Origin of the sequence: Inmirania thermothiophila, from assembly GCF_003751635.1 — a bacterium.
Taxonomy (GTDB): Bacteria; Pseudomonadota; Gammaproteobacteria; order DSM-100275; family DSM-100275; genus Inmirania; species Inmirania thermothiophila.
The window spans coordinates 733,154-758,969 of the sequence record NZ_RJVI01000001.1; the positions used below are offsets into that span (position 1 = coordinate 733,154).

The 25,816-nt window shown below is 68.7% G+C and carries 30 protein-coding genes and 4 tRNA genes; all 34 read left to right on the plus strand.

Annotated features, from left to right (window positions below; translation table 11 throughout):
- Positions 1–159: 159 nt before the first annotated feature.
- Positions 160–244: transfer RNA gene (locus EDC57_RS03540), tRNA-Tyr, on the plus strand.
- A gap of 38 nt (positions 245–282) precedes the next feature.
- Positions 283–356: transfer RNA gene (locus EDC57_RS03545), tRNA-Gly, on the plus strand.
- A 30-nt stretch (positions 357–386) separates the two neighbouring features.
- Positions 387–462 (plus strand) — tRNA-Thr (locus tag EDC57_RS03550).
- A 73-nt stretch (positions 463–535) separates the two neighbouring features.
- Positions 536–1,729 carry an elongation factor Tu gene (tuf, locus tag EDC57_RS03555; protein WP_123400294.1) on the plus strand — a complete coding sequence of 398 codons (1,194 nt, stop codon included), beginning with the start codon at positions 536–538 and terminating at the stop codon, positions 1,727–1,729.
- A 55-nt stretch (positions 1,730–1,784) separates the two neighbouring features.
- A tRNA-Trp gene (locus EDC57_RS03560) sits at positions 1,785–1,860 on the plus strand.
- Positions 1,861–1,905: 45 nt separating this feature from the next.
- The gene (secE, locus tag EDC57_RS03565) at positions 1,906–2,289 is read left to right on the plus strand and encodes a preprotein translocase subunit SecE (protein ID WP_123400296.1); all 384 of its coding nucleotides are present in this window, start codon (positions 1,906–1,908) and stop codon (positions 2,287–2,289) included.
- Positions 2,289–2,822, plus strand: a complete 534-nt coding sequence (nusG, locus tag EDC57_RS03570) for a transcription termination/antitermination protein NusG (protein ID WP_123400298.1) — start codon at positions 2,289–2,291, stop codon at positions 2,820–2,822. Before secE ends, nusG begins: the two co-directional genes overlap by 1 nt.
- A gap of 65 nt (positions 2,823–2,887) precedes the next feature.
- Complete coding sequence (gene rplK, locus EDC57_RS03575) at positions 2,888–3,319, plus strand: 50S ribosomal protein L11 (RefSeq protein WP_123400300.1); 432 nt, start codon at positions 2,888–2,890, stop codon at positions 3,317–3,319.
- Positions 3,320–3,323: 4 nt separating this feature from the next.
- Positions 3,324–4,019 carry a 50S ribosomal protein L1 gene (gene rplA, locus EDC57_RS03580; RefSeq protein ID WP_123400302.1) on the plus strand — a complete coding sequence of 232 codons (696 nt, stop codon included), beginning with the start codon at positions 3,324–3,326 and terminating at the stop codon, positions 4,017–4,019.
- Between the two features lie 222 nt (positions 4,020–4,241).
- The gene (gene rplJ, locus EDC57_RS03585; RefSeq protein WP_123400304.1) at positions 4,242–4,769 is read left to right on the plus strand and encodes a 50S ribosomal protein L10; all 528 of its coding nucleotides are present in this window, start codon (positions 4,242–4,244) and stop codon (positions 4,767–4,769) included.
- A 57-nt stretch (positions 4,770–4,826) separates the two neighbouring features.
- Complete coding sequence (gene rplL, locus EDC57_RS03590) at positions 4,827–5,216, plus strand: 50S ribosomal protein L7/L12 (protein ID WP_123400306.1); 390 nt, start codon at positions 4,827–4,829, stop codon at positions 5,214–5,216.
- A 147-nt stretch (positions 5,217–5,363) separates the two neighbouring features.
- Positions 5,364–9,515 carry a DNA-directed RNA polymerase subunit beta gene (gene rpoB, locus EDC57_RS03595; RefSeq protein WP_123400307.1) on the plus strand — a complete coding sequence of 1,384 codons (4,152 nt, stop codon included), beginning with the start codon at positions 5,364–5,366 and terminating at the stop codon, positions 9,513–9,515.
- 61 nt (positions 9,516–9,576) lie between these two features.
- Positions 9,577–13,782 (plus strand): DNA-directed RNA polymerase subunit beta', encoded by a 4,206-nt coding sequence (rpoC, locus tag EDC57_RS03600; RefSeq protein WP_123400309.1) that lies wholly within the window; start codon positions 9,577–9,579, stop codon positions 13,780–13,782.
- A gap of 133 nt (positions 13,783–13,915) precedes the next feature.
- Positions 13,916–14,290: a 30S ribosomal protein S12 gene (gene rpsL, locus EDC57_RS03605; RefSeq protein ID WP_123400311.1), complete on the plus strand. Its 375-nt coding sequence runs from the start codon at positions 13,916–13,918 to the stop codon at positions 14,288–14,290.
- Positions 14,291–14,313: 23 nt separating this feature from the next.
- Positions 14,314–14,784 (plus strand): 30S ribosomal protein S7, encoded by a 471-nt coding sequence (gene rpsG, locus EDC57_RS03610; RefSeq protein ID WP_123400313.1) that lies wholly within the window; start codon positions 14,314–14,316, stop codon positions 14,782–14,784.
- 30 nt (positions 14,785–14,814) lie between these two features.
- Entirely contained in the window at positions 14,815–16,908 is a 2,094-nt protein-coding gene (fusA, locus tag EDC57_RS03615) for an elongation factor G (RefSeq protein ID WP_123400315.1), read from the plus strand.
- 43 nt (positions 16,909–16,951) lie between these two features.
- Positions 16,952–18,145 (plus strand): elongation factor Tu, encoded by a 1,194-nt coding sequence (gene tuf / locus EDC57_RS03620; RefSeq protein WP_123400294.1) that lies wholly within the window; start codon positions 16,952–16,954, stop codon positions 18,143–18,145.
- A gap of 69 nt (positions 18,146–18,214) precedes the next feature.
- On the plus strand, positions 18,215–18,529 hold the full coding sequence (gene rpsJ / locus EDC57_RS03625; RefSeq protein WP_123400317.1) for a 30S ribosomal protein S10: 315 nt from the start codon (positions 18,215–18,217) through the stop codon (positions 18,527–18,529).
- Between the two features lie 25 nt (positions 18,530–18,554).
- The gene (rplC, locus tag EDC57_RS03630) at positions 18,555–19,199 is read left to right on the plus strand and encodes a 50S ribosomal protein L3 (protein WP_123400319.1); all 645 of its coding nucleotides are present in this window, start codon (positions 18,555–18,557) and stop codon (positions 19,197–19,199) included.
- 11 nt (positions 19,200–19,210) lie between these two features.
- Positions 19,211–19,831, plus strand: coding sequence for a 50S ribosomal protein L4 (gene rplD / locus EDC57_RS03635; RefSeq protein ID WP_123400321.1), 621 nt, complete (start codon positions 19,211–19,213; stop codon positions 19,829–19,831).
- Positions 19,828–20,124 carry a 50S ribosomal protein L23 gene (gene rplW, locus EDC57_RS03640; RefSeq protein ID WP_123400323.1) on the plus strand — a complete coding sequence of 99 codons (297 nt, stop codon included), beginning with the start codon at positions 19,828–19,830 and terminating at the stop codon, positions 20,122–20,124. The genes rplD and rplW overlap by 4 nt, the downstream gene beginning before the upstream one ends.
- A 13-nt stretch (positions 20,125–20,137) precedes the next feature.
- Positions 20,138–20,965 carry a 50S ribosomal protein L2 gene (gene rplB / locus EDC57_RS03645; RefSeq protein WP_123400325.1) on the plus strand — a complete coding sequence of 276 codons (828 nt, stop codon included), beginning with the start codon at positions 20,138–20,140 and terminating at the stop codon, positions 20,963–20,965.
- Between the two features lie 17 nt (positions 20,966–20,982).
- Positions 20,983–21,261 (plus strand): 30S ribosomal protein S19, encoded by a 279-nt coding sequence (gene rpsS, locus EDC57_RS03650; RefSeq protein ID WP_123400327.1) that lies wholly within the window; start codon positions 20,983–20,985, stop codon positions 21,259–21,261.
- Between the two features lie 17 nt (positions 21,262–21,278).
- Positions 21,279–21,611 (plus strand): 50S ribosomal protein L22, encoded by a 333-nt coding sequence (gene rplV, locus EDC57_RS03655; protein WP_123400329.1) that lies wholly within the window; start codon positions 21,279–21,281, stop codon positions 21,609–21,611.
- 10 nt (positions 21,612–21,621) lie between these two features.
- Positions 21,622–22,299 carry a 30S ribosomal protein S3 gene (gene rpsC / locus EDC57_RS03660; protein WP_123400331.1) on the plus strand — a complete coding sequence of 226 codons (678 nt, stop codon included), beginning with the start codon at positions 21,622–21,624 and terminating at the stop codon, positions 22,297–22,299.
- A gap of 12 nt (positions 22,300–22,311) precedes the next feature.
- Positions 22,312–22,725, plus strand: a complete 414-nt coding sequence (gene rplP, locus EDC57_RS03665; RefSeq protein WP_123400333.1) for a 50S ribosomal protein L16 — start codon at positions 22,312–22,314, stop codon at positions 22,723–22,725.
- Positions 22,725–22,922, plus strand: a complete 198-nt coding sequence (rpmC, locus tag EDC57_RS03670; RefSeq protein WP_123400335.1) for a 50S ribosomal protein L29 — start codon at positions 22,725–22,727, stop codon at positions 22,920–22,922. The genes rplP and rpmC overlap by 1 nt, the downstream gene beginning before the upstream one ends.
- Entirely contained in the window at positions 22,919–23,197 is a 279-nt protein-coding gene (rpsQ, locus tag EDC57_RS03675) for a 30S ribosomal protein S17 (protein ID WP_123400337.1), read from the plus strand. Before rpmC ends, rpsQ begins: the two co-directional genes overlap by 4 nt.
- Positions 23,198–23,225: 28 nt before the next feature.
- Complete coding sequence (gene rplN / locus EDC57_RS03680; RefSeq protein ID WP_123400339.1) at positions 23,226–23,594, plus strand: 50S ribosomal protein L14; 369 nt, start codon at positions 23,226–23,228, stop codon at positions 23,592–23,594.
- A gap of 14 nt (positions 23,595–23,608) precedes the next feature.
- The gene (gene rplX, locus EDC57_RS03685; protein ID WP_123400341.1) at positions 23,609–23,926 is read left to right on the plus strand and encodes a 50S ribosomal protein L24; all 318 of its coding nucleotides are present in this window, start codon (positions 23,609–23,611) and stop codon (positions 23,924–23,926) included.
- A gap of 49 nt (positions 23,927–23,975) precedes the next feature.
- Positions 23,976–24,515 (plus strand): 50S ribosomal protein L5, encoded by a 540-nt coding sequence (gene rplE, locus EDC57_RS03690; protein ID WP_123400343.1) that lies wholly within the window; start codon positions 23,976–23,978, stop codon positions 24,513–24,515.
- A gap of 17 nt (positions 24,516–24,532) precedes the next feature.
- Complete coding sequence (gene rpsN, locus EDC57_RS03695; protein ID WP_123400345.1) at positions 24,533–24,838, plus strand: 30S ribosomal protein S14; 306 nt, start codon at positions 24,533–24,535, stop codon at positions 24,836–24,838.
- 34 nt (positions 24,839–24,872) lie between these two features.
- On the plus strand, positions 24,873–25,268 hold the full coding sequence (gene rpsH, locus EDC57_RS03700) for a 30S ribosomal protein S8 (RefSeq protein WP_123400347.1): 396 nt from the start codon (positions 24,873–24,875) through the stop codon (positions 25,266–25,268).
- Positions 25,269–25,279: 11 nt separating this feature from the next.
- Positions 25,280–25,813, plus strand: a complete 534-nt coding sequence (gene rplF / locus EDC57_RS03705; RefSeq protein WP_123400349.1) for a 50S ribosomal protein L6 — start codon at positions 25,280–25,282, stop codon at positions 25,811–25,813.
- Positions 25,814–25,816: the final 3 nt, after the last annotated feature.

Genomic DNA, 25,816 nt, shown 5'->3' on the forward strand with positions numbered 1-25,816 from the left:
TCATCCCCCCTTGGTGGCTGCAATACCCCGCACATCCTGTCGGATAGGCGGGGCTTCCAGAATACGCCGGAATGGATACAATGGCTCGTCCCTTGGGGGGTATCCAGGGGTGTTGACAGCTCCCCGGGGGGCTCGCACAATATGCGGCTTCGTCAGCCCGGAGGGGTTCCCGAGCGGTCAAAGGGGGCAGACTGTAAATCTGCTGGCTCAGCCTTCGGAGGTTCGAATCCTTCCCCCTCCACCAGGTTGCAGGGCGGCACGGACCGCCCGGGACGCTACGCCGCGGGTGTAGTTCAATGGTAGAACCTCAGCCTTCCAAGCTGATGACGTGGGTTCGATTCCCATCACCCGCTCCATTCGCTTGGATGGCTTCGAGCGATCGCAAGGCCCATATAGCTCAGGTGGTAGAGCACTTCCTTGGTAAGGAAGAGGTCACCGGTTCAAGTCCGGTTATGGGCTCCATCTTCCGCCGGCGCTGAGGTCGGCAGGACGCGAGCAAGCCGCGAGCACGGCACCAGAGACGGGAGATCGTCGGATGGCCAAGCAGAAGTTTGAGCGTACGAAGCCGCACGTGAATGTGGGGACGATTGGTCATGTGGACCATGGCAAGACGACGCTGACGGCGGCGCTTACGAAGGTGTCGGCGGAGAAGTGGGGTGGTGCCGAGTTCAAGGCGTATGATCAGATTGACAATGCGCCGGAGGAGCGTGCGCGTGGGATCACGATTGCGACGGCGCATGTGGAGTATCAGACGCCGAATCGTCACTATGCGCATGTGGACTGCCCGGGTCATGCGGACTATGTGAAGAACATGATCACGGGTGCGGCGCAGATGGATGGAGCGATTTTGGTGGTGTCGGCGGCGGATGGTCCGATGCCGCAGACGCGTGAGCATATTCTGCTGGCGCGGCAGGTGGGTGTGCCGTACATCGTGGTGTACATGAACAAGGCGGACATGGTGGATGATCCCGAGCTTCTGGAGCTGGTGGAGATGGAGGTTCGGGACCTGCTGAGTCAGTATGAGTTTCCTGGGGACGAGGTGCCGGTGGTTGTGGGTTCGGCGCTGAAGGCGCTGGAGGGGGACGAGTCGGAGATTGGTGTGCCGTCTGTCGTGAAGCTGATGGAGGCGATGGACGAGTACATTCCGGTGCCTGAGCGTCCGATTGATCAGCCGTTCCTGATGCCGATTGAGGATGTGTTTTCGATTTCGGGTCGTGGGACGGTGGTGACGGGTCGTGTGGAGCGTGGTCGGGTGAAGGTGGGTGACGAGGTGGAGATTGTGGGCCTTCGTCCGACGCAGAAGACGACGGTGACTGGGGTGGAGATGTTCCGCAAGCTTTTGGACGAGGGGGTTGCGGGGGACAACATTGGTGTGCTGCTTCGTGGGACGAAGCGGGACGAGGTGGAGCGTGGTCAGGTGCTGTGCAAGCCGGGTTCGATCACGCCGCACACGAAGTTTGAGGCGGAGGTGTACGTGCTGTCCAAGGAGGAGGGTGGTCGTCACACGCCGTTTTTTGGTGGGTATCGTCCGCAGTTCTATTTCCGCACGACGGATGTGACGGGTGCGGTGGATCTGCCGGAGGGTGTGGAGATGGTGATGCCGGGCGACAACGTGAAGCTGACGGTGTCGCTGATTGCGCCGATTGCGATGGAGGAGGGGCTGCGCTTTGCGATTCGCGAGGGCGGCCGCACGGTCGGCGCGGGCGTCGTCACCAAGATCATCGAGTGATTGCAGGCGCGGGTCGCGGCGCGGAGGCGCCGCGACCGGGCGCAGGGTTGCGCGCAGGCCAGTAGCTCAATTGGCAGAGCGGCGGTCTCCAAAACCGCAGGTTGGGGGTTCGATTCCCTCCTGGCCTGCCATTTTTTGTCTCTGAGCGCCGCGGCGCGGGGCGGGCGGTTCCATCCATGAGCGCGAAGGTCGAGGGTCAGGTGTCGCGCGGCGACACTGCGAAGCTGGTGCTCGCCGCGGCGCTGGTGCTGGCCGGCGTGGTCGGCTTCCACTACTTCGACGAGCAGGCGTCGCTGCTGCTGCGCGTCGTCGGGCTGCTCGCGGTGGTGCTGGTGGCGCTGGCGCTGGGGCTGCGCACGGATCCGGGGCGGCGGGCGTGGCTCTTCGCCCAGGAGGCGCGCACGGAGCTGCGCAAGGTGGTCTGGCCCACGCGGCAGGAGACGATGCAGACGACGCTGCTGGTGATGGGGATGGTCCTGGTGGTGGCCGTCATCCTGTGGCTGCTGGACATGTTCCTTGCCTGGGGGGTGAGGCTGCTGGTGCACAGGGGGGCGGCCTGATGGCGAAGCGCTGGTACGTGGTCCACGTCTACTCGGGCTTCGAGCAGCAGGTCAAGCGGGCGCTGGAGGAGCGCATCGCCCGCTCGGGCCTCGGGGACAAGTTCGGCGAGATCCTGGTCCCCACCGAGGAGGTGGTGGAGATGCGCATGGGCCAGCAGCGGCGCAGCGAGCGCAAGTTCTTCCCGGGCTACGTGCTGGTCCAGATGGAGATGACCGACGAGACCTGGCACCTGGTGCGCAGCTGCCCGCGGGTGCTGGGCTTCATCGGCGGCACCAGCGACCGGCCGACGCCGCTCACGGACAAGGAGGCCGAGGCGATCCTGAACCGCGTGCGCGAGGGCGCGGAGAAGCCGCGTCCGAAGATCCTCTTCGAGCCCGGCGAGGTGGTGCGTGTGATCGACGGGCCCTTCGCCGAGTTCAACGGTGTCGTCGAGGAGGTCAACTACGACAAGAACCGCCTCCGTGTGGGGGTGGTGATCTTCGGTCGCTCCACCCCGGTGGAGCTCGAGTTCGGGCAGGTCGAGAAGACCTGATCCCGCCGCAGCCCCGGTCGGGGCGTCGGGGAGCCGCAAGGCGCCAGGACCCGAGGGAGTAAGCGATGGCCAAGAAGGTAACCGCGTACATCAAGCTGCAGGTGAAGGCCGGGCAGGCCAACCCCAGCCCGCCGGTGGGCCCGGCGCTGGGCCAGCACGGCGTCAACATCATGGAGTTCTGCAAGGCGTTCAACGCCCAGACGCAGAACCTGGAGCCGGGTCTGCCCATCCCGGTGGTGATCACGGTCTACTCGGACCGCTCCTTCACGTTCGTCACGAAGACGCCGCCGGCCTCGGTGCTGCTCAAGAAGGCGGCGGGCGTGGAGAAGGGCTCGAGCGTGCCGAACCGCGACAAGGTGGGCAAGGTCACCTGGTCGCAGGTGGAGGAGATCGCCCGCACGAAGATGCCCGACCTGACCGCCTCGGACATGGAGGCGGCCAAGCGCACCATCGCGGGGAGTGCGCGCAGCATGGGCATCGAGATCGTGGAGGGCTGAGGCGATGGCGAGGCGTTCCAAGCGCATGCGGCAGATCCGCGAGCGCATCGACCGCACCCGGCAGTACCCGGTGGAGGAGGCGATCCAGCTCCTCAAGGAGCTCTCCAGCGTCAAGTTCGACGAGTCGGTGGACGTGGCGGTGAACCTCGGAGTGGATCCGCGCAAGTCCGACCAGGTGGTGCGGGGCGCGACGGTGCTGCCCCACGGCACCGGCGCCAAGGTGCGGGTGGCGGTCTTCGCCCAGGGCGCCGCGGCGGAGGCGGCGCGCGAGGCCGGCGCCGACATCGTCGGCTTCGAGGACCTGGCCGAGCGGATCAAGGGCGGGGAGCTCGACTTCGACGTGGTCATCGCCACGCCCGACGCGATGCGCGTGGTGGGTCAGCTCGGCAAGATCCTCGGCCCGCGGGGGCTGATGCCGAACCCCAAGGTCGGCACCGTGACCGCGGACGTGGCCCAGGCGGTGCGCAACGCCAAGGCGGGCCAGGTGCGCTACCGCACCGACAAGGCCGGCATCATCCACTGCACCATCGGCAAGGTCAGCTTCGAGCCGAAGGCGCTGAAGGAGAACCTCGAGGCCCTGCTCGGGGACCTGCAGAAGGCCAAGCCCAGCGCGGCCAAGGGCACCTACATGAAGAAGATCACCCTGTCGACGACGATGGGTCCGGGGCTCGCCGTGGACCGGGCGAGCCTCTCCGTCTGAGGCGGCGGGGCGGTCGGGTCGCCGGCGCGAGCCACCGGCGGCCGTCCGAGACCGCAGGCGGGCGGGAGCCGCCCTTAATCGGGACCGGGAGGGTCCGCGGCCTGCGCAGACGGTGCTGCCGGCGCCAGCCCCTGGCGGCGGACACCGTAACGGGTGCGGCCCCCGCGGCGCGGGGTGCCGCGAGGCGTTGAGACACCGCGAGGTGTCGAGACGGGAGGTGACATGAGCCTCAACCTGGAGCAGAAGAAGGCGGTCGTCGCCGAGGTCGCCCAGGTCGCGGCCAGCGCGCACTCGGCCGTGGCGGCCGAGTATCGCGGCCTCACCGTGGCGCAGATGACCGAGCTTCGGCGCAAGGCGCGCGAGGCCGGCGTCTACCTGCGGGTGGTCAAGAACACGCTGGCCCGCCGCGCCCTCGAGGGCACCGACTTCGCATGCATGCGGGACGGGCTGACGGGTCCGCTGCTGCTGGCGTTCTCGCAGAACGATCCGGCGTCGGCGGCGCGCGTGGTGCGCGACTTCGCCAAGGCCCACGACCGGCTCGTGCCCCGCATGGTCGCGCTCGGGGGGCAGGTCTACGACGGGTCGGAGCTCGACCGCGTCGCGAGCCTGCCCACCTACGACGAGGCGATCAGCATGCTGATGGCGGTGATGAAGGCGCCGGTGGAGAAGCTGGCGCGCACCCTCAACGAGGTGCCGGGCAAGCTGGTGCGCACGGTGGCCGCGATCCGCGACCAGAAGCAGGCCGCCTGACCAACCCCGACCGGATCCGGGCCACGTCCCGGCCCACGAAGACAGGAGAGCAAGACCATGGCTGTGTCCAAAGAGGAGATCCTCGAGGCGATCGCGAACATGACGGTGATGGAGGTGGTGGACCTCATCGCCGCCATGGAGGAGAAGTTCGGCGTGAGCGCCGCCGCCGCGGTGGCCGCGGTGCCCATGGCGGGCGCCGCCGCGGGCGGCGATGCCGGTGCCGCGGCCGAGGAGAAGACCGAGTTCGACGTCATCCTCCAGAGCTTCGGCTCCAACAAGGTGGCGGTGATCAAGGCGGTGCGCGCCATCACCGGCCTCGGCCTCAAGGAGGCCAAGGATCTCGTCGAGGGCGCCCCGAACCCGGTCAAGGAGGGGGTGTCCAAGGACGAGGCCGAGGAGATCAAGAAGCAGCTCGAGGAGGCTGGCGCCACCGTCGAGGTGAAGTGACGTCCGCGCGGAAGGTGACAGCGTCGCCGCGGACGGGGCTGGCGGCCATGGGGCCGCCGGCCTTTTCCTGTTGCCGGACCGGGGGGCGGCGCGCCGGCGCCGCCCCCGCCGTCCGCCGGGCCCCGTAGTCGCAGCCTGAGGAAGACCATGGCCTACTCATTCACCGAGAAGAAGCGGATCCGCAAGGACTTCGGCAAGCGCCGCAGCGTCCTCGAGGTCCCCTACCTCCTGGACATCCAGCTCTCGTCGTACCGGCAGTTCCTGCAGGCGGACGTGCCGCCGGCCGAGCGCCGCAACGTCGGGCTGCACGCGGCCTTCCAGTCCGTATTTCCGATCACCTCCTACTCGGGCAACGCCGCGCTCGAGTACGTGGAGTACCGCCTCGGTGAGCCGCCCTACGACATCAAGGAGTGCCGGGTCCGCGGGCTGACCTATGCCGCGCCCCTGCGGGTCAAGCTGCGGCTGGTGATCTACGACAAGGACGCCGGCGGCGAGGCGCGGGCGGTCAAGGACATCCGCGAGCAGGAGGTCTACATGGGCGACCTCCCGCTCATGACCCCCACCGGCACCTTCATCATCAACGGCACCGAGCGGGTCATCGTCTCGCAGCTGCACCGCTCCCCGGGCGTGTTCTTCGAGCACGACAAGGGCAAGACCCATTCCTCGGGCAAGCTCCTCTTCTCGGCCCGGGTGATCCCCTACCGCGGCTCCTGGCTCGACTTCGAGTTCGACCCCAAGGACTGCATCTTCGCGCGCATCGACCGACGGCGGAAGCTGCCGGCGACGGTGCTGCTGCGGGCGCTCGGCTACGACACCGAGGACATGCTCGAGATCTTCTTCGAGCACACCCGCATCCGCCTGCGGGAAGACGGGGTGGAGTTCGACTTCGACCGCGAGCGTCTGCGCGGCGAGCTGGCCGCTTTCGATCTGCGGGACGCCGCCGGCAAGGTCGTCGTCGAGGAGGGGCGGCGCATCACCGCGCGGCACCTGCGCGACATGGAGAAGGCGGGGACCAAGGTCGTCCGCGCCCCCCGCCGCTATCTCGAGGGCAAGATCCTCGCCCGCAGCATCGTCGATCTCGAGACGGGCGAGGTGCTGGCGCCGGCCAACGCCGAGCTCACCGAGGAGCTCGCCGGCGAGCTCTTCGCCAAGGGCGTGAAAGAGCTGGACATCCTCTGGGTCAACGACGTCGACCGCGGCCCCTACATCGCCAACACCCTGCGCATCGACCCCACCCGCAGCCAGGCCGAGGCGCTGGTGGAGATCTACCGCATGATGCGCCCCGGCGAGCCGCCGACCATGGAGGCCGCCGAGAACCTCTTCCACGGCCTCTTCTTCAGCGCCGACCGCTACGACCTCTCCGCGGTGGGGCGGATGAAGTTCAACCTGCGCGTCGGGCGCAAGACCCCGGAAGGCCCCGGGGTCCTGTACGACGGCCGCTACTTCGCCTCCCGCAAGGACGCCGAGTCGAAGGCGCTGTTCGAGCGCTACGGCAAGGAGCTGTCGGACATCATCGACGTGCTGCGCGAGCTCGTCGACATCCGCAACGGCAAGGGCCAGGTGGACGACATCGACCACCTCGGCAACCGGCGCGTGCGCTCCGTCGGCGAGATGGCCGAGAACCAGTTCCGGATCGGGCTCGTGCGCGTGGAGCGCGCGGTCAAGGAGCGGCTGGCCCTGGCCGAGGCCGAGGAGCTGACGCCGCAGGAGCTCATCAACGCCAAGCCCATCTCGGCGGCGGTGAAGGAGTTCTTCGGCTCCTCGCAGCTTTCCCAGTTCATGGACCAGAACAACCCGCTGTCCGAGGTCACCCACAAGCGGCGGGTCTCGGCGCTGGGGCCCGGCGGGCTGACCCGCGAGCGGGCGGGGTTCGAGGTCCGCGACGTGCATCCCACCCACTACGGGCGGGTCTGCCCCATCGAGACCCCCGAGGGGCCCAACATCGGGCTCATCAACTCGCTGGCGGTCTACGCCCGCACCAACGAGTACGGCTTCCTCGAGACCCCCTACCGCAAGGTGGTGGACGGGCGGGTCACCGACGAGATCGTCTATCTGTCGGGCATCGAGGAGGGCGAGTACGTCATCGCCCAGGCCAACGCCACCCTCGACGAGGAGGGGCGGCTGGTGGACGAGCTGGTCTCGTGCCGGCACCGCAACGAGTTCACCCTGGCCACGCCCGACCGCGTCCAGCTCATGGACGTCTCGCCCATGCAGATCGTGTCGGTGGCGGCCTCGCTCATCCCCTTCCTCGAGCACGACGACGCCAACCGCGCGCTCATGGGCTCCAACATGCAGCGCCAGGCGGTGCCCTCGCTGCGTGCGGAGAAGCCCCTCGTGGGCACCGGCATGGAGCGCATCGTCGCCCGCGATTCGGGGGTGACGGTGGTGGCCGAGCGCGGCGGCGTGGTGGAGTCGGTGGACGCCGCCCGCATCGTGGTGCGCGTCAACGACGAGGAGACCGTGGCCGGCGAGCCCGGGGTCGACATCTACAACCTCGTCAAGTACCAGCGCTCCAACCAGAACACCTGCATTAACCAGCGTCCGCTGGTGAAGGTGGGCGACGTCATCGCCAAGGGCGACGTCCTCGCCGACGGGCCCTCCACCGACATGGGCGAGCTGGCCCTGGGGCAGAACCTGCTGGTCGCCTTCATGCCCTGGAACGGCTACAACTTCGAGGACTCCATCCTCATCTCCGAGCGGGTGGTGGCGGAGGACCGCTACACCTCCATCCACATCGAGGAGCTGACCTGCGTCGCCCGCGACACCAAGCTGGGGCCGGAGGAGATCACCGCCGACATCCCCAACGTGGGCGAGGCGGCGCTGTCGAAGCTCGACGAGTCGGGCATCGTCTACATCGGCGCCGAGGTCAAGGCGGGCGACATCCTCGTGGGCAAGGTCACCCCCAAGGGGGAGACCCAGCTCACCCCCGAGGAGAAGCTGCTGCGCGCCATCTTCGGCGAGAAGGCCTCGGACGTGAAGGACACCTCCCTGCGCGTGCCCACGGGCATGGAGGGCACGGTGATCGACGTCCAGGTCCTGACCCGCGACGGCGTGGAGAAGGACGAGCGTGCCAAGGCCATCGAGCGGGCCGAGCTCGAGCGCGTGCGCAAGGACCTGCGCGACCAGCTCCGCATCTATGAGGACGACATCTTCCAGCGCCTGGAGCGGCTGCTGGTGGGCCGGGTGGCCGAGGGCGGGCCCGAGGGGCTCAAGCCGGGCAGCAAGATCACGGCCGCCTACCTCGGCAAGCTGCCGCGGGAGAAGTGGTTCGCCATCAAGCTGCGCGACGAGGAGGCGAGCCGCCAGCTCGAGCAGGCCGCCGAGCAGCTCGCGCAGCAGCGCGCCGAGAGCGAGCGCCGCTTCGAGGAGAAGCGGCGCAAGATCACCTCGGGCAGCGACCTCGCCCCGGGCGTGCTGAAGATGGTCAAGGTCTATCTCGCCGTGAAGCGGCGCATCCAGCCGGGCGACAAGATGGCGGGCCGGCACGGCAACAAGGGCGTCATCTCCACCATCGTGCCGGTGGAGGACATGCCCTACCTCGAGGACGGGACCCCGGTGGACATCGTCCTCAACCCCCTCGGCGTGCCCTCGCGCATGAACGTGGGGCAGGTGCTGGAGACCCACCTCGGCTGGGCCGCCAAGGGGCTCGGGCGCAGGATCGGCGAGCTGCTCGACCGCCAGGCCGAGGCCGCCGAGCTGCGCGGCTTCCTGGAGAAGGTCTACCGCGCCGGGCAGGGCCGCCCTGCCGACCTCGACAGCCTCAGCGACGAGGAGCTGCGGGAGCTCGCCGGGAACCTCCGCGACGGCGTGCCGGTGGCGAGCCCGGTCTTCGACGGCGCCACCGAGGAGGAGGTCAAGGAGCTGCTGGAGCTCGCGGGCCTGCCGCGCAGCGGCCAGACCATCCTCTACGACGGGCGCACCGGCGAGCCCTTCGAGCGGCCGGTGACGGTGGGCTACATGTACATGCTCAAGCTCAACCACCTCGTCGACGACAAGGTCCACGCCCGCTCCACGGGGCCCTACAGCCTCGTCACCCAGCAGCCGCTCGGCGGCAAGGCGCAGTTCGGCGGTCAGCGTTTCGGCGAGATGGAGGTCTGGGCGCTGGAGGCCTACGGCGCGGCCTACACGCTGCAGGAGATGCTGACGGTGAAGTCCGACGACGTGCAGGGTCGCACCAAGATGTACAAGAACATCGTCGACGGCGACCACCGCATGGAGCCCGGCATGCCGGAGTCCTTCAACGTGCTGGTGAAGGAGATCCGGGCGCTGGGCATCAACGTCGAGCTGGAGCAGGACTGACCGCAGGGGTGGGCGGGCACGCCGCCCTGCCAAGCTGGAGCATACGCTCTCGGGAGCCGACATGAGAGACCTTCTGAATCAGCTGAAGAGCCAGGGGCCGGTCAACGACTTCGACGCCATCCGCATCGGGCTGGCGTCGCCGGAGATGATCCGGTCGTGGTCCTACGGCGAGGTCAAGAAGCCGGAGACCATCAACTACCGGACCTTCAAGCCCGAGCGCGACGGCCTCTTCTGCGCCAAGATCTTCGGCCCCGTCGCCGACTACGAGTGCCTGTGCGGCAAGTACAAGCGGCTCAAGCACCGCGGCGTCGTGTGCGAGAAGTGCGGCGTCGAGGTCACGGTGGCCAAGGTGCGCCGCGAGCGGATGGGCCACATCGAGCTCGCAAGCCCGGTGGTCCACATCTGGTTCCTCAAGTCGCTGCCGTCGCGCATCGGGCTGCTGCTCGACATGACCCTGCGCGATATCGAGCGCGTCCTCTACTTCGAGGCCTTCGTGGTGATCGACCCGGGCCTGACCCAGCTCGAGCGCGGCCAGCTCCTCACCGACGAGGCCTATCTCGAGGCCATCGAGGAGTACGGCGACGAGTTCGACGCCCGCATGGGCGCCGAGGCGGTGCTGGAGCTGCTGCGCACGCTGGACCTCGAGGCCGAGGCGCGCAGGCTGCGCGAGGAGATCGAGCAGACCAACTCCGAGGGCAAGACCAAGAAGCTCGCTAAGCGGCTCAAGCTCATCGAGTCCTTCATCGAGTCCGGCAACCGGCCGGAGTGGATGGTGCTCACGGTGCTGCCGGTGCTGCCGCCGGACCTGCGTCCGCTGGTGCCCCTCGACGGCGGCCGCTTCGCCACCTCCGACCTCAACGACCTCTACCGGCGGGTCATCAACCGCAACAACCGCCTCAAGCGGCTGCTCGAGCTCAACGCCCCCGACATCATCGTGCGCAACGAGAAGCGCATGCTGCAGGAGGCGGTGGACGCGCTGCTCGACAACGGCCGGCGCGGGCGGGCCATCACCGGCACCAACAAGCGCCCGCTGAAGTCGCTCGCGGACATGATCAAGGGCAAGCAGGGGCGCTTCCGCCAGAACCTGCTGGGCAAGCGCGTGGACTACTCGGGCCGCTCGGTGATCGTGGTCGGCCCGACCCTCAAGCTCCACCAGTGCGGCCTGCCCAAGCGGATGGCGCTGGAGCTGTTCAAGCCCTTCGTCTTCTCCAAGCTGCAGCGCCTGGGCCTGGCCACCACCATCAAGGCCGCCAAGAAGATGGTGGAGCGCGAGGCGCCGGAGGTGTGGGACATCCTCGAGGACGTCATCCGCGAGCACCCGGTGCTGCTCAACCGCGCCCCCACGCTGCACCGCCTCGGCATCCAGGCCTTCGAGCCGGTGCTCATCGAGGGCAAGGCGATCCAGCTCCACCCGCTGGTCTGCACCGCCTTCAACGCGGACTTCGACGGCGACCAGATGGCGGTGCACGTGCCGCTGTCCATCGAGGCGCAGCTCGAGGCCCGCACCCTCATGATGTCCACCAACAACATCCTCTCGCCGGCCAACGGCACGCCCATCATCGTGCCGACGCAGGATGTGGTGCTGGGCCTCTACTACATGACGCGGGAGCGGGTGAACGCACGCGGCGAAGGCATGGTCTTCGCCGACGTGGCCGAGGTCCACCGCGCCTACGAGAGCCGCCAGGTGGACCTGCACGCCCGGATCAAGGTGCGGCTGCGCGAGGTGGTCGTCGACGAGGAGGGCCACCGCGAGGAGCGGCGCGGCATCGTCGAGACCACCGTGGGGCGGGCGCTGCTCAGCGAGATCCTGCCCGAGGGGCTGCCCTTCAGCCTCATCAACCAGACCCTCAACAAGAAGGCCATCTCGCGGCTGGTGGACGCCTGCTACCGGCGCCTGGGCCTGAAGGCGACGGTGATCTTCGCCGACCAGCTCATGTACACCGGCTTCCACTATGCCACGCGGGCGGGCGTCTCCATCGGCGTCGACGACATGGCGGTGCCGGACGAGAAGCCGCAGATCCTCGCCCGCGCCGAGCAGGAGGTGAAGGAGATCGAGCACCAGTACGCCTCGGGCCTGGTCACCCAGGGCGAGCGCTACAACAAGGTGGTGGACATCTGGTCGCGGACCAACGACGAGGTGGCCCGCGCCATGATGGAGAAGCTCGGCACCGAGGAGGTGGTGGACGCCGACGGCAACAAGGTGCGCCTGCCCTCCTTCAACTCCATCTTCATGATGGCCGACTCGGGCGCCCGCGGCTCGGCGGCCCAGATCCGCCAGCTCGCCGGCATGCGCGGCCTCATGGCCAAGCCCGACGGTACCATCATCGAGACGCCGATCACAGCGAACTTCCGCGAGGGCCTCAACGTCCTGCAGTACTTCATCTCCACCCACGGCGCGCGCAAGGGCCTCGCCGACACCGCCCTCAAGACCGCCAACTCGGGCTATCTGACGCGGCGTCTGGTGGACGTGGCGCAGGATCTCGTGATCACCGAGGAGGACTGCGGCACCACCGAGGGGCTGGTGATGACCCCGCTGGTGGAGGGGGGCGACGTGGTCGAGCCCCTGCGCGAGCGCGTCCTCGGGCGGGTGGTGGCCGAGGACACCTACGCCCCCGGGGAGGGCGAGGACATGGTCCCGGCGGGCACGCTTCTCGACGAGCGCTGGGTGGAGCGGCTCGAGGAGATGGGCATCGACGAGATCAAGGTGCGCTCCCCCATCACCTGCGAGACCCGCTATGGGGTCTGCGCCAAGTGCTACGGGCGCGACCTCGGCCGCGGCCACCTGGTCAACATCGGCGAGGCGGTGGGGGTGATCGCGGCGCAGTCCATCGGCGAGCCGGGCACCCAGCTCACGATGCGCACCTTCCACATCGGCGGTGCCGCCTCGGGCACGGCCGCGGTCTCCCACGTGGAGATCAAGACCCGCGGCACCGTGCGCCTTAAGAACGTCAAGACCGTGCGCCACCACCAGAGCGGCCACCTGGTGGCGGTCTCGCGCTCGGGCGAGCTCGCCGTCATCGACGAGCGGGGCCGCGAGCGCGAGCGCTACCGGATCCCCTACGGCGCCGTGATCAGCGTCGAGGACGGGTCCGAGGTCCAGCCCGGGCAGGTGGTGGCCAACTGGGATCCGCACACCCACCCGGTGATCACCGAGGTGGCCGGGCGCGTGCGGTTCTCCGACCTCGTCGAGGGCGTCACCGTCAACCGCCAGACCGACGAGATCACGGGGCTGTCGTCCCTGGTGGTGATCGACCCCAAGCAGCGGGGCAGCGCCGCCAAGGACCTGCGCCCGATGATCAAGCTGGTGGACGAGGAGGGCAACGACCTCTGCCTCGCCGGCACCAGGATCCCGGCCCACTACTACCTGCCGGCGGGCGCGGTGGTGAACCTCGAGGACGGCGCCGAGGTGGGCGTCGGCGACGTGCTCGCGCGCATCCCGCAGGAGAGCTCCAAGACCCGCGACATCACCGGCGGTCTGCCGCGCGTGGCCGACCTCTTCGAGGCCCGTCGGCCCAAGGAGCCTGCGATCCTCGCCGAGATCTCGGGCACCGTCTCCTTCGGCAAGGAGACCAAGGGCAAGCAGCGGCTCGTCATCACCGGCGACGACGGCGAGGTCCACGAGGAGCTCATCCCCAAGTGGCGCCAGGTCACCGTCTTCGAGGGCGAGCACGTGGAGCGAGGCGAGATCGTCGTCGACGGCGAGCTCGACCCCCACGACGTGCTGCGCCTCAAAGGGGTGACGGATCTCGCCGCCTACCTGGTCAAGGAGATCCAGGACGTCTACCGCCTCCAGGGGGTGACCATCAACGACAAGCACATCGAGGTCATCATCCGCCAGATGCTGCGCAAGGTGGAGGTCCTCGACCCGGGCGACACCCGCTACCTGCGGGGCGACATCGTCGAGCGGGCGCGTCTGCTGGAGGACAACGACCGCGTGGTGGCGGAGGGCCGCGAGCCGGCGCGCTACCGCCCGATGCTCATGGGCATCACCAAGGCCTCGCTGGCCACCGAGTCCTTCATCTCCGCGGCCTCCTTCCAGGAGACCACGCGGGTGCTGACGGAGGCGGCGGTGCGGGGCATGCGCGACGAGCTGCGCGGACTCAAGGAGAACGTCATCGTCGGCCGCCTCATCCCCGCGGGGACCGGGCTCGCCTACCACAAGGAGCGGCGGCGCAAGCGCCTGGAACGGGCCGAGGGGGCGCGGCAGATCTCCCACCAGGAGGTCGAGGAGGCGCTGCGTCAGGCCCTGCGGGAGTCCGAGATCTGACGCCGGCGCGGCGCCCCCGCGCCGCGCCTTGACAGCCCCGCAAGGGGTGCCTAGAATCCCGCTTCTCCCGACAGGCCGGTGCGCCGGCCTGTCTTTTATTTGCAGGGTGGCCCCAAGGCAGGAGTTCGCGTCCATGGCGACGATGAGTCAGCTTGTGCGCAAGCCGCGCAGGCCCAAGAAGACCAAGAGCAAGGTCCCGGCCCTGGAGAAGTGCCCGCAGAAGCGGGGCGTGTGCACGCGCGTCTACACCACCACCCCGAAGAAGCCCAATTCGGCCCTCCGCAAGGTGGCCCGCGTGCGCCTGACGAACGGCTACGAGGTCACCAGCTACATCGGCGGCGAGGGGCACAACCTCCAGGAGCACTCCGTGGTGCTGATCCGCGGCGGGCGCGTCAAGGACCTGCCCGGCGTGCGCTACCACATCATCCGCGGCGCCCTCGACGCCTCCGGCGTCGAGGCCCGCCGGCAGGGGCGCTCCAAGTACGGGGCCAAGCGGCCCAAGCGTTAATCCAGACGGGGATCGAGGCGGCCATGCCCAGGAGAAGAGTCGTCACCGAGCGCGAGGTGCTTCCGGACCCCAAGTACGGGAGTCAGGTCCTTGCCCGGTTCATCAACCGCGTCATGACGCGCGGCAAGAAGTCCGTGGCCGAGCGCATCGTCTACGGTGCGCTCGAGCTGGTGGCCGAGCGCAGCGGGAAGGATCCCGTGGAGGTCTTCGAGCAGGCCCTGGACAACGTCCGTCCGGTGGTCGAGGTGAAGTCGCGGCGGGTCGGCGGCGCCACCTACCAGGTGCCGGTGGAGATCCGGCCCAAGCGGCGCACGGCGCTGGCGATGCGCTGGATGATCGAGGCCGCCCGCAAGCGCGGCGAGAAGTCCATGGCGCAGCGGCTCGCCGGCGAGATCCTCGACGCGGTGGAGAACCGCGGCGCGGCGGTGAAGAAGCGCGAGGACACCCACCGCATGGCGGAGGCCAACAAGGCCTTCTCCCACTACCGCTGGTAAACCCCAGAGGCGCAGAGGCAGGTACGAGCCGTGGCCCGCAAGACTCCCATCGAGCGCTACCGCAACATCGGCATCATGGCCCACATCGATGCCGGCAAGACCACGACCACGGAGCGCATCCTCTACTACACCGGTCGGTCCCACAAGATCGGCGAGGTCCATGACGGCGCCGCCACCATGGACTGGATGGAGCAGGAGCGCGAGCGCGGCATCACCATCACGTCGGCCGCCACCACCTGCTTCTGGCGGGGCATGTCGGGGCAGTTCCCCGAGCACCGCATCAACATCATCGACACCCCGGGGCATGTGGACTTCACCATCGAGGTGGAGCGCTCGCTGCGGGTGCTCGACGGGGCCTGCGCGGTCTTCTGCGCGGTCGGCGGGGTGGAGCCGCAGTCGGAGACGGTGTGGCGCCAGGCCAACAAGTACGGCGTGCCGCGCATCGCCTTCGTCAACAAGATGGACCGCGCCGGGGCCAACTTCCAGCGCGTGGTGCAGCAGATCCGCGAGCGCCTCGGCGCCAACCCGGTCCCGGTGCAGGTCCCCATCGGCGCCGAGGACGGCTTCGTCGGCGTGGTCGATCTCGTGCGCATGAAGGCCATCATCTGGGACGAGGAGACCCTGGGCGCCAAGTACCACGAGGAGGAGATCCCGGCGGATCTCGCCGAGACCGCCCAGGCGTGGCGCGAGCGGCTGGTGGAGGCGGCCGCCGAGGCCAACGAGGAGCTCATGGAGAAGTACCTCGAGGGCGGCGAGCTCTCCGAGGACGAGATCCGCGCCGGCCTGCGCGCGCGCACCATCGCCAACGAGGTGGTGCCGGTGCTGTGCGGCTCCGCCTTCAAGAACAAGGGCGTGCAGCCCCTTCTCGACGCCGTCCTCTACTACCTGCCCTCGCCGGTGGACATCCCGCCCGTGCGCGGCCATCGCGAGGACGGCACCGAGGCCACCCGCGAGGCCAGCGACGAGGCGCCGTTCTCGGCGCTCGCCTTCAAGATCGCCACCGACCCCTACGTCGGCACCCTCACCTTCATCCGCGTCTACTCCGGGGTGCTCACCTCGGGGGATACCGTGTACAACTCGGTCAAGGGCAAGCGCGAGCGCATCGGGCGGCTGCTGCAGATGCACGCCAACCACCGCGACGAGATCAAGGAGGTGCGCGCCGGCGACATCGCGGCCTGCGTCGGCCTCAAGGACGTCACCACCGGCGACACCCTCTGCAGCCCCAACGACGTCATCGTGCTCGAGCGCATGGACTTCCCCGAGCCGGTGATCTCGGTGGCGGTGGAGCCCAAGACCAAGGCCGATCAGGAGAAGCTTGGCATCGCGCTGGGCAAGCTCGCGCAGGAGGACCCCTCCTTCCGTGTCCGCACCGACGAGGAGTCGGGCCAGACCATCATCTCCGGCATGGGCGAGCTGCATCTGGAGATCATCGTCGACCGGCTCAAGCGCGAGTTCGGCGTCGAGGCCAACGTCGGTGCCCCCCAGGTCGCCTACCGCGAGACCATCCGCCGCGCGGTGGAGCAGGAAGGCAAGTTCGTGCGCCAGACCGGCGGCCGCGGCCAGTACGGCCACGTTTGGCTGCGCCTTGAGCCGCTCGAGCGCGGCGCCGGCTACGTGTTCGAGAACGCCATCGTCGGCGGCGTGGTGCCGCGCGAGTACATCCCGGCGGTGGACAAGGGTGTGCGGGAGGCGATGGAGAACGGCGTGCTCGCCGGCTACCCGGTGGTGGACGTCAAGGTCACCCTCTACGACGGCTCCTACCACGAGGTGGACTCCAGCGAGATGGCCTTCAAGATCGCCGGCTCCATGGCCTTCAAGGAGGGTGTGCTCAAGGCCGATCCGGTTCTGCTCGAGCCGATCATGAAGGTGGAGGTGGTCACGCCCGAGGACTACATGGGCGACGTCATGGGCGACCTCAACCGGCGCCGCGGCCTGATCCAGGGGATGGAGGACGCGCCGGCGGGCAAGATTGTGCGCGCCGAGGTGCCGCTGGCGGAGATGTTCGGCTATGCGACGGTTCTGCGCTCCATGACCCAGGGGCGCGCCACCTACACCATGGAGTTCGCGAAGTACGCCGAGGCGCCGGCGAACGTCGCCGAGGCCGTGATCAAGAAGGCCTCCTGAGGCCGCCCTCGGGACAGAAGAACGACATCGAAGGGGTAGAGCGATGGCCAAGCAGAAGTTTGAGCGTACGAAGCCGCACGTGAATGTGGGGACGATTGGTCATGTGGACCATGGCAAGACGACGCTGACGGCGGCGCTTACGAAGGTGTCGGCGGAGAAGTGGGGTGGTGCCGAGTTCAAGGCGTATGATCAGATTGACAATGCGCCGGAGGAGCGTGCGCGTGGGATCACGATTGCGACGGCGCATGTGGAGTATCAGACGCCGAATCGTCACTATGCGCATGTGGACTGCCCGGGTCATGCGGACTATGTGAAGAACATGATCACGGGTGCGGCGCAGATGGATGGAGCGATTTTGGTGGTGTCGGCGGCGGATGGTCCGATGCCGCAGACGCGTGAGCATATTCTGCTGGCGCGGCAGGTGGGTGTGCCGTACATCGTGGTGTACATGAACAAGGCGGACATGGTGGATGATCCCGAGCTTCTGGAGCTGGTGGAGATGGAGGTTCGGGACCTGCTGAGTCAGTATGAGTTTCCTGGGGACGAGGTGCCGGTGGTTGTGGGTTCGGCGCTGAAGGCGCTGGAGGGGGACGAGTCGGAGATTGGTGTGCCGTCTGTCGTGAAGCTGATGGAGGCGATGGACGAGTACATTCCGGTGCCTGAGCGTCCGATTGATCAGCCGTTCCTGATGCCGATTGAGGATGTGTTTTCGATTTCGGGTCGTGGGACGGTGGTGACGGGTCGTGTGGAGCGTGGTCGGGTGAAGGTGGGTGACGAGGTGGAGATTGTGGGCCTTCGTCCGACGCAGAAGACGACGGTGACTGGGGTGGAGATGTTCCGCAAGCTTTTGGACGAGGGGGTTGCGGGGGACAACATTGGTGTGCTGCTTCGTGGGACGAAGCGGGACGAGGTGGAGCGTGGTCAGGTGCTGTGCAAGCCGGGTTCGATCACGCCGCACACGAAGTTTGAGGCGGAGGTGTACGTGCTGTCCAAGGAGGAGGGTGGTCGTCACACGCCGTTTTTTGGTGGGTATCGTCCGCAGTTCTATTTCCGCACGACGGATGTGACGGGTGCGGTGGATCTGCCGGAGGGTGTGGAGATGGTGATGCCGGGCGACAACGTGAAGCTGACGGTGTCGCTGATTGCGCCGATTGCGATGGAGGAGGGGCTGCGCTTTGCGATTCGCGAGGGCGGCCGCACGGTCGGCGCGGGCGTCGTCACCAAGATCATCGAGTGACACCGGGCGCGCCGGCGGCGATCGCGGAGCGGTCCCTTCAGGGCAAACAGGCTTGAGGCTCGACAGGCAATGGCAGTGAAGCAACGGATCCGCATTCGTCTGAAGGCGTTCGATCACCGGCTGATCGACCAGTCGGCGCGCGAGATCGTCGAGACCGCCAAGCGCACCGGCGCGGTGGTGCGGGGCCCGATCCCGCTGCCCACCAAGAAGGAGCGCTACACGGTGCTGATCTCGCCGCACGTCAACAAGGACGCGCGCGACCAGTACGAGATCCGCACCCACAAGCGGCTCCTCGACATCGTGGAGCCGACGGACAAGACGGTCGACGCGCTCATGAAGCTGGATCTGGCGGCGGGGGTCGACGTCCAGATCCGCCTCGGCTGAGGCGGGCCGGATCGGGGATAGAGAGATGGCGCTGGGACTGGTAGGCAGAAAGCTGGGGATGACCCGTCTTTTCACCGAGGAGGGCGAGGTCGTCCCGGTCACCGTGATCCAGGTGGAGCCCAACCGGGTGACCCATGTGCGCACGGTGGAGCGCGACGGCTATCGCGCGGTCCAGGTGACCACGGGGCGGCGCAAGCCGCAGCGGGTCAACAAGCCCGAGGCGGGGCACTTCGCCAAGGCCGGGGTGGAGCCGGGCCGCGGCCTGTGGGAGTTCCGGCTCGCCGAGGGCGAGGGCGAGGGCATCGAGGTCGGGGCGGAGCTCAAGGTGGACCTCTTCGAGGCGGGGCAGAAGGTGGACGTCACCGGCACCAGCATCGGCAAGGGGTTCGCGGGCACCATCAAGCGGCACAACTTCCGCTCCCAGGACGCCACCCACGGCAACTCGCTCTCCCACCGGGTGCCGGGCTCCATCGGCCAGAACCAGACGCCGGGACGCGTCTTCAAGGGCAAGCGCATGGCCGGGCACATGGGCGACGTGCGCCGCACGGTGCAGAACCTCACCGTGGTGCGGGTGGACGCCGAGCGCAACCTGCTGCTGGTCAAGGGCGCGGTGCCGGGTGCGCGGGGCGGCGACGTGATCGTGCGGCCGGCCGTGAAGGCCCGCTCGTGAGGGGGTTGGCGATGGAGCTCAGTGTTCGCAATCCGGGCGACGGCGCGGTGAGCGGCAGCCTCGAGGTCTCGGACGCGGTCTTCGCGCGTCCGTTCAACGAGGCCCTGGTGCACCAGGTGGTGGTGGCCTATCTCGCCGGCGCCCGCGTCGGCACCAAGGCGCAGAAGTCCCGCTCGGAGGTCTCCGGCGGCGGCCGCAAGCCGTGGCGACAGAAGGGCACGGGCCGCGCCCGCCACGGCAGCATCCGCAGCCCGCTCTGGCGGGGCGGCGCCGTGACCTTCGCGGCGCGCCCGCGAAGCTACGAGCAGAAGGTCAACCGCAAGATGTATCGGGGCGCAATACGCGCGATCCTGTCCGAGCTGGTGCGCCAGGAGCGGCTCCTCGTGGTGCCCGAGTTCGGGGTCGAGGAGCCGAAGACGAAGGCGCTGCGCGCGCGGCTCGACGCTTGGGGGCTGGGCGAGGTGCTGATCGTGGTCGAGGAGCTGGACGAGAAGCTCTACCTCGCCGCGCGCAACCTCGTCGGGGTGGGGGTCTGCGACGCGCGGGCGATCGATCCGGTCTCGCTCATCGGCTACGACAAGGTGCTCATGACCGAGGGGGCGGTGAGGCACCTGGAGGGGTGGCTGGCATGAACCGCGAGCGGCTGATGAAGATCCTTCTGGCGCCCGTGATCACGGAGAAGAGTACGCGGATCGCGGACGCGCACCGCCAGTACGCCTTCCGGGTCGCGCGCGACGCCACCAAGCCCGAGATCAAGCGGGCGGTGGAGACCATGTTCGAGGTGGAGGTCGACTCGGTGCGGGTGGTCAACGTGCACGGCAAGCGCAAGCGCTTCGGGCGCACCCCGGGTCGGCGGCCGGACTGGAAGAAGGCGTACGTGCGCCTGCGTGAGGGGCACGAGATCGATTTCATGGGCCAGGACTGAGGGGTAGGGAGCGATGCCGCTGGTCAAAGCGAAGCCGACCTCGCCGGGGCGCCGCCATGTGGTGCGCGTCGTCACCCCCGGCCTGCACAAGGGCGCGCCGTACGAGCCGCTGGTGGAGAAGAAGACCAAGACCGGCGGGCGCAACAATGCCGGGCGCATCACCGTGCGCCACCGCGGCGGCGGGCACAAGCAGCGCTACCGCATCATCGACTTCCGTCGCAACAAGGACGGCATCCCGGCGCGGGTCGAGCGGCTCGAGTACGACCCGAACCGCAGCGCCCACATCGCGCTGGTGCTCTACGCCGACGGCGAGCGCCGCTACATCATCGCCCCGCAGGGGGTGAAGCCGGGCGACGAGATCCGCTCCGGGCGCGACGCCCCCATCAAGCCCGGCAACTGCCTGCCCCTGCGCAACATCCCGGTGGGCACCACGGTGCACTGCGTGGAGCTGCAGCCGGGCAAGGGGGCGCAGCTTGCGCGCGCGGCCGGGGCCGCGGTGCAGCTGGTGGCGCGCGAGGGCAGCTATGCCACGCTGCGGCTTCGCTCCGGCGAGATGCGCAAGGTCCACGTGGACTGCCGCGCCACCATCGGGGTCGTCTCCAATCCGGAGCACAACCTCGAGAAGCTGGGCAAGGCCGGGGCCAAGCGCTGGCGAGGGATCCGGCCGACCGTGCGCGGCGTCGCCATGAACCCGGTGGATCACCCGCACGGCGGCGGCGAGGGGCGGACCTCGGGCGGCCGCCATCCGGTCTCGCCGTGGGGCGTGCCCACCAAGGGGCACAGGACGCGTCGCAACAAGCGCACCGATCGCATGATCGTGCGCCGTCGTTACCAGAAGTAGCCGATAGGGGTTTCACGGTGCCACGCTCGGTAAAGAAAGGACCGTTCGTCGACCTGCACCTTCTGCGGAAGGTGGAGAAGGCGCGCGCGGAGGGGAGCAAGCGCCCGATCAAGACCTGGTCGCGGCGCTCGACCATCATCCCGGAGATGGTGGGGCTGACCATCGCCGTGCACAACGGGCGCCAGCACGTGCCCATCCTCGTGACCGAGAACATGGTCGGCCACAAGCTGGGCGAGTTCGCGCCGACGCGGACCTTCCGCGGGCATGCCGCGGACAAGAAGGCCAAGAAGCGCTGACAGGGCGGGGTGGACTCATGGAAGCGGTAGCGAGGCTGCGTTACGCGAGGATCTCGGCGCAGAAGGGCCGGCTCGTGGCGGACCAGATCCGGGGCAAGCCGGTGGGCGAGGCGCTCAACATCCTGCGCTTCAGCCGCAAGAAGGCGGCGCGCATCATCGAGAAGGTGCTCGTCTCGGCGATCGCCAACGCCGAGCACAACGAGGGCGCCGACGTCGACGAGCTCAAGGTCGCGCGCATCTGCGTCGACGAGGGCCCGACCTACAAGCGGTTCCGGGCGCGGGCGCGCGGGCGCGCGACGCGCATCCTCAAACGCACCAGCCACATCACCGTCGCCGTCGGCGACCACTGAGGGCAGGGGAATGGGGCAGAAGGTTCATCCCACGGGCATCCGCCTGGGCATCATCAAGGACTGGAACTCGCGCTGGTACGCCGACCGGCGCACGTTCCCCGAGTACCTGAACACGGACCTGCGGGTGCGCGAGTTCCTGAAGAAGCGCCTGGCGCAGGCGTCGGTGAGCCGCATCCAGATCGACCGCCCGGCCAAGAGCGCCTACATCACCATCCACACCGCGCGGCCCGGCGTGGTGATCGGCAAGAAGGGCGAGGACATCGAGCGGCTGCGCCAGGAGGTGGCGGCGCTGATGCGGGTGCCGGTGCAGATCCGCATCGCCGAGATCCGCAAGCCCGAGCTCGACGCGCAGCTCGTCGCCGAGAGCGTGGCCCAGCAGCTCGAGCGGCGGATCATGTTCCGTCGCGCCATGAAGCGGGCCGTGGGCAACGCCATGCGGCTCGGGGCCAAGGGCATCCGCATCAACGTCGCCGGCCGCCTCAACGGCGCCGAGATCGCGCGCAGCGAGTGGTACCGCGAGGGGCGGGTGCCGCTGCACACCCTGCGCGCCGACATCGACTACGGCTTCGCCGAGGCGCGCACCACCTACGGCGTGATCGGCGTCAAGGTGTGGATCTTCAAGGGCGAGGTCTTCGGCGACGAGCCCGCCGAGGAGCCGGCCGAGGCCAAGAAGGCGGCGAGCAAGTAAGGGGGTGGGCCGATGCTGCAGCCGAAAAGGACCAAGTTCCGCAAGCAGCAGAAGGGGCGCAACCGCGGCCTGGCCTGGCGCGGCGGGCGCGTCAGCTTCGGCGAGTACGGGCTCAAGGCGACGACCCGGGGGCGCATCACCGCGCGCCAGATCGAGGCCGCCCGCCGGGCGATCACGCGCCACGTGCGCCGCGGCGGCAAGATCTGGATCCGGATCTTCCCCGATGTGCCGGTGACGCAGAAGCCGGTGGAGGTCCGCATGGGCAAGGGCAAGGGCAACGTCGAGTACTGGGTCGCCAAGGTCCAGCCGGGGACGATGCTCTACGAGATCGAGGGCGTTTCCGAGGAGGTGGCGCGCGAGGCCTTCCGCCGGGCGGCGGCGAAGCTTCCGGTGCAGACCACCTTCGTGACGAGGACGGTGCTCTGATGAAGGCGAGCGAGCTGCGGGAGAAGTCCGTCGAGGAGCTGCGCGAGGAGCTCTACGGGCTGCTGCGCGAGCAGTTCAACCTGCGCATGCAGCAGGGGTCGGGGCAGCAGCCGCGGCCGCATCTGTTCAAGAGGGTCCGGCGCGACATCGCCCGGGTCAAGACCGTGCTGCGGGAGAAGACGGGTAGCGAGTCATGAGCGAGGTGCACAACGGCGAGCGCCGGGCGCGGACCATCGTCGGCCGCGTCGTCAGCGACAAGATGGACAAGACGGTGACGGTGCTCATCGAGCGGCGCGTCAAGCACCCGCTGTACGGCAAGTACGTACGCCGCTCCACCAAGGTCTATGCCCACGACGAGGACAACGCCTGCCGTGAGGGCGACACCGTGCGCATCCAGGAGACGCGGCCGCTGTCGCGTCTGAAGCGCTGGCGCCTGGTGGAGATCGTCGAGCGGGCCGAGCGGCTGGACTGAGCGGCGGCGACAAGAGGGACGCTAGGCCATGATCCAGATGCAGACGATGCTGGACGTCGCGGACAACAGCGGCGCCCGCAAGGTGATGTGTATCAAGGTGCTCGGGGGGTCGAAGCGCCGCTACGCCGGCATCGGTGACATCATCAAGGTCACCGTGAAGGAGGCGATCCCGCGCGGCAAGGTCAAGAAGGGCGAGGTCTACAACGCGGTCGTGGTGCGCACCCGCAAGGGCGTGCGGCGGCCCGACGGGCAGGTCATCCGCTTCGACAGCAACGCGGCGGTGCTGCTCAACAACCAGCTGCAGCCGATCGGGACGCGCATCTTCGGCCCGGTCACGCGCGAGCTGCGCGGGGAGCGCTTCACGCGGATCATCTCCCTCGCCCCCGAGGTGCTCTGAGGCGGAGGCCGACGATGCGGAAGATCAGGAAGGGCGACGAGGTCGTGGTGCTGGCGGGCAAGGACAAGGGCCGGCGGGGCGCGGTGCTGCGGGTGCTGCCCGACGATCGGGTGATCGTCGAGGGCGTCAACATGGTCAAGAAGCACGTCAAGCCCAACCCGCTGCGGGGCGAGCAGGGCGGCATCCTGGAGAAGGAGGCGCCGCTGCACGTCTCCAACGTGGCGCTGTACAACCCGCAGACCAAGAAGGCCGACCGCGTCGGCTTCAAGTTCCTCGAGGACGGCCGCAAGGTCCGCTACTTCAAGTCCACCGGCGAGGTGGTGGACGTCTGAGGGGCGGCGCGGCGAGGCAGCAAGACACACCGGGCCCGGAGCAGGGGACATGGCGAGGCTTCAGGAATACTACAAAGAGACCGTGGTGCCGCAGCTCATGGAGCGGTTCGGCTACCGTTCCGTGATGCAGGTGCCGCGGCTGGTGAAGATCACCCTCAACATGGGGGTGGGCGAGGCGGTCTCCGACCGCAAGGTGATCGAGCACGCCGTGGAGGACATGGCGCGCATCGCCGGGCAGAAGCCGGTGGTGACGCGGGCGCGCAAGTCGGTGGCGGGGTTCAAGGTCCGCCAGGGCTGGCCCATCGGCTGCAAGGTGACGCTGCGCCGGGAGCGGATGTACGAGTTCCTGGACCGGCTCATCAACATCGCCATCCCGCGCATCCGCGACTTCCGCGGCCTCAACCCGCGGGCCTTCGACGGGCGCGGCAACTACAGCCTCGGCGTGCGCGAGCAGATCATCTTCCCGGAGATCGACTACGACAAGATCGACGCCGTGCGGGGCATGGACATCACCATCACCACCTCGGCGCGCACCGACGAGGAGGCCCGTGCCCTGCTCGAGGCGTTCCGGTTCCCGTTTCGCAAGTGAGAGGTTGACGACAAGCCATGGCCAAGAAGTCCGTCATCGCGCGCGAGGCCAAGCGGCAGCGGCTCGCGGAGCGCTACGCGCGCAAGCGCGCCGAGCTCAAGGCCGTCATCCGCGACCCGAAGACCGACGCCGAGCAGCGGCGCTGGGCCATCGAGCAGCTGCAGCGCATCCCGCGCAACGCCAGCCCCGTGCGGCTGCGTAACCGCTGCGGGCTGACCGGGCGTCCGCGCGGCTACTACCGCAAGTTCGGGCTCGCGCGGAACAAGCTGCGCGAGGCGGCGATGCGCGGTGACGTGCCGGGTCTCGTCAAGGCCAGCTGGTGAGCACGTCGGCCCAGGACAGCGGAGCCTTCAAACCATGAGCATGAGCGATCCCATCGCCGACTTCCTGACCCGGATCCGCAACGGCCAGCGGGCCCGCAAGCGCGAGGTGCGCGCGCCGGCCTCGAAGCTGAAGGAGGCCATCGCCCGGGTTCTCCACGAGGAGGGCTACATCGCCGGCTACCGCCGCGAAGAGGCGGACGGCAAGCCGGTGCTGGTCGTGGAGCTCAAGTACTTCCAGGGGCGCCCCGTGATCGAGCGCATCGAGCGGGCGAGCAAGCCGGGCCTGCGGGTGTACCGGGGCAAGGACGAGCTGCCCAAGGTCCTCGGCGGCCTCGGCATCGCCGTGGTCTCGACCTCGAAGGGCGTCATGTCGGACCGTGCCGCGCGCCGCATCGGCGAGGGCGGCGAGGTCCTGTGCTACGTGGCCTGAGGGGGTCGGCGATGTCGAGGGTGGCGAAGAGTCCGGTCCAGATCCCGAAGGGCGTCGAGGTCACGCTCGCCGAAGGCGAGGTGGCGGTCAAGGGGCCGAAGGGCGAGCTGCGCTGGCGGGTGCACGAGGCCGTGGAGGTGAGCATCGGCGACGGCGAGGTGCGCTTCGCCGCGCGCAACGGGCACCCGCAGGGCTGGGCCCTGGCGGGGACCACGCGGGCCCTGGTCGCGAACATGGTGCGGGGGGTGAGCGAGGGCTTCGAGCGGCGCCTGCAGCTCGTCGGTGTGGGCTACCGCGCCCAGGCCCAGGGCAAGGTGCTGAACCTCACCCTGGGCTTCTCGCATCCGGTTGCGTTCGCGGTGCCGGAGGGGATCACCATCGAGACCCCGAGCCCGACCGAGATCGTGGTGCGGGGGGTGGACAAGCAGCAGGTGGGGCAGGTGGCGGCGCGGATCCGCGCCTACCGGCCGCCGGAGCCGTACAAGGGCAAGGGCATCCGCTACGCGGACGAGGTCATCGTCCGCAAGGAAGCGAAGAAGAAGTAGGGT

Bases quoted from the DNA above. Each gene is read 5' to 3' on its own strand.
- rplB (WP_123400325.1), top strand. From the start codon at position 20,138: ATGCCGCTGGTCAAAGCGAAGCCGACCTCGCCGGGGCGCCGCCATGTG.
- rpmC (WP_123400335.1), top strand. From the start codon at position 22,725: ATGAAGGCGAGCGAGCTGCGGGAGAAGTCCGTCGAGGAGCTGCGCGAG.
- rplA (WP_123400302.1), top strand. From the start codon at position 3,324: ATGGCGAGGCGTTCCAAGCGCATGCGGCAGATCCGCGAGCGCATCGAC.
- rplW (WP_123400323.1), top strand. From the start codon at position 19,828: ATGAACCGCGAGCGGCTGATGAAGATCCTTCTGGCGCCCGTGATCACG.
- rplX (WP_123400341.1), top strand. From the start codon at position 23,609: ATGCGGAAGATCAGGAAGGGCGACGAGGTCGTGGTGCTGGCGGGCAAG.
- rplN (WP_123400339.1), top strand. From the start codon at position 23,226: ATGATCCAGATGCAGACGATGCTGGACGTCGCGGACAACAGCGGCGCC.
- tuf (WP_123400294.1), top strand. From the start codon at position 16,952: ATGGCCAAGCAGAAGTTTGAGCGTACGAAGCCGCACGTGAATGTGGGG.
- tuf (WP_123400294.1), top strand. From the start codon at position 536: ATGGCCAAGCAGAAGTTTGAGCGTACGAAGCCGCACGTGAATGTGGGG.
- nusG (WP_123400298.1), top strand. From the start codon at position 2,289: ATGGCGAAGCGCTGGTACGTGGTCCACGTCTACTCGGGCTTCGAGCAG.
- rplE (WP_123400343.1), top strand. From the start codon at position 23,976: ATGGCGAGGCTTCAGGAATACTACAAAGAGACCGTGGTGCCGCAGCTC.
- rpsJ (WP_123400317.1), top strand. From the start codon at position 18,215: ATGGCAGTGAAGCAACGGATCCGCATTCGTCTGAAGGCGTTCGATCAC.
- rplJ (WP_123400304.1), top strand. From the start codon at position 4,242: ATGAGCCTCAACCTGGAGCAGAAGAAGGCGGTCGTCGCCGAGGTCGCC.
- rpsN (WP_123400345.1), top strand. From the start codon at position 24,533: ATGGCCAAGAAGTCCGTCATCGCGCGCGAGGCCAAGCGGCAGCGGCTC.
- rpoB (WP_123400307.1), top strand. From the start codon at position 5,364: ATGGCCTACTCATTCACCGAGAAGAAGCGGATCCGCAAGGACTTCGGC.
- rplK (WP_123400300.1), top strand. From the start codon at position 2,888: ATGGCCAAGAAGGTAACCGCGTACATCAAGCTGCAGGTGAAGGCCGGG.
- rpsQ (WP_123400337.1), top strand. From the start codon at position 22,919: ATGAGCGAGGTGCACAACGGCGAGCGCCGGGCGCGGACCATCGTCGGC.
- rpsH (WP_123400347.1), top strand. From the start codon at position 24,873: ATGAGCATGAGCGATCCCATCGCCGACTTCCTGACCCGGATCCGCAAC.
- rplC (WP_123400319.1), top strand. From the start codon at position 18,555: ATGGCGCTGGGACTGGTAGGCAGAAAGCTGGGGATGACCCGTCTTTTC.
- rplF (WP_123400349.1), top strand. From the start codon at position 25,280: ATGTCGAGGGTGGCGAAGAGTCCGGTCCAGATCCCGAAGGGCGTCGAG.
- secE (WP_123400296.1), top strand. From the start codon at position 1,906: ATGAGCGCGAAGGTCGAGGGTCAGGTGTCGCGCGGCGACACTGCGAAG.
- rpoC (WP_123400309.1), top strand. From the start codon at position 9,577: ATGAGAGACCTTCTGAATCAGCTGAAGAGCCAGGGGCCGGTCAACGAC.
- rpsG (WP_123400313.1), top strand. From the start codon at position 14,314: ATGCCCAGGAGAAGAGTCGTCACCGAGCGCGAGGTGCTTCCGGACCCC.
- rpsC (WP_123400331.1), top strand. From the start codon at position 21,622: ATGGGGCAGAAGGTTCATCCCACGGGCATCCGCCTGGGCATCATCAAG.
- rpsL (WP_123400311.1), top strand. From the start codon at position 13,916: ATGGCGACGATGAGTCAGCTTGTGCGCAAGCCGCGCAGGCCCAAGAAG.
- rplV (WP_123400329.1), top strand. From the start codon at position 21,279: ATGGAAGCGGTAGCGAGGCTGCGTTACGCGAGGATCTCGGCGCAGAAG.
- rplP (WP_123400333.1), top strand. From the start codon at position 22,312: ATGCTGCAGCCGAAAAGGACCAAGTTCCGCAAGCAGCAGAAGGGGCGC.
- rplD (WP_123400321.1), top strand. From the start codon at position 19,211: ATGGAGCTCAGTGTTCGCAATCCGGGCGACGGCGCGGTGAGCGGCAGC.
- rplL (WP_123400306.1), top strand. From the start codon at position 4,827: ATGGCTGTGTCCAAAGAGGAGATCCTCGAGGCGATCGCGAACATGACG.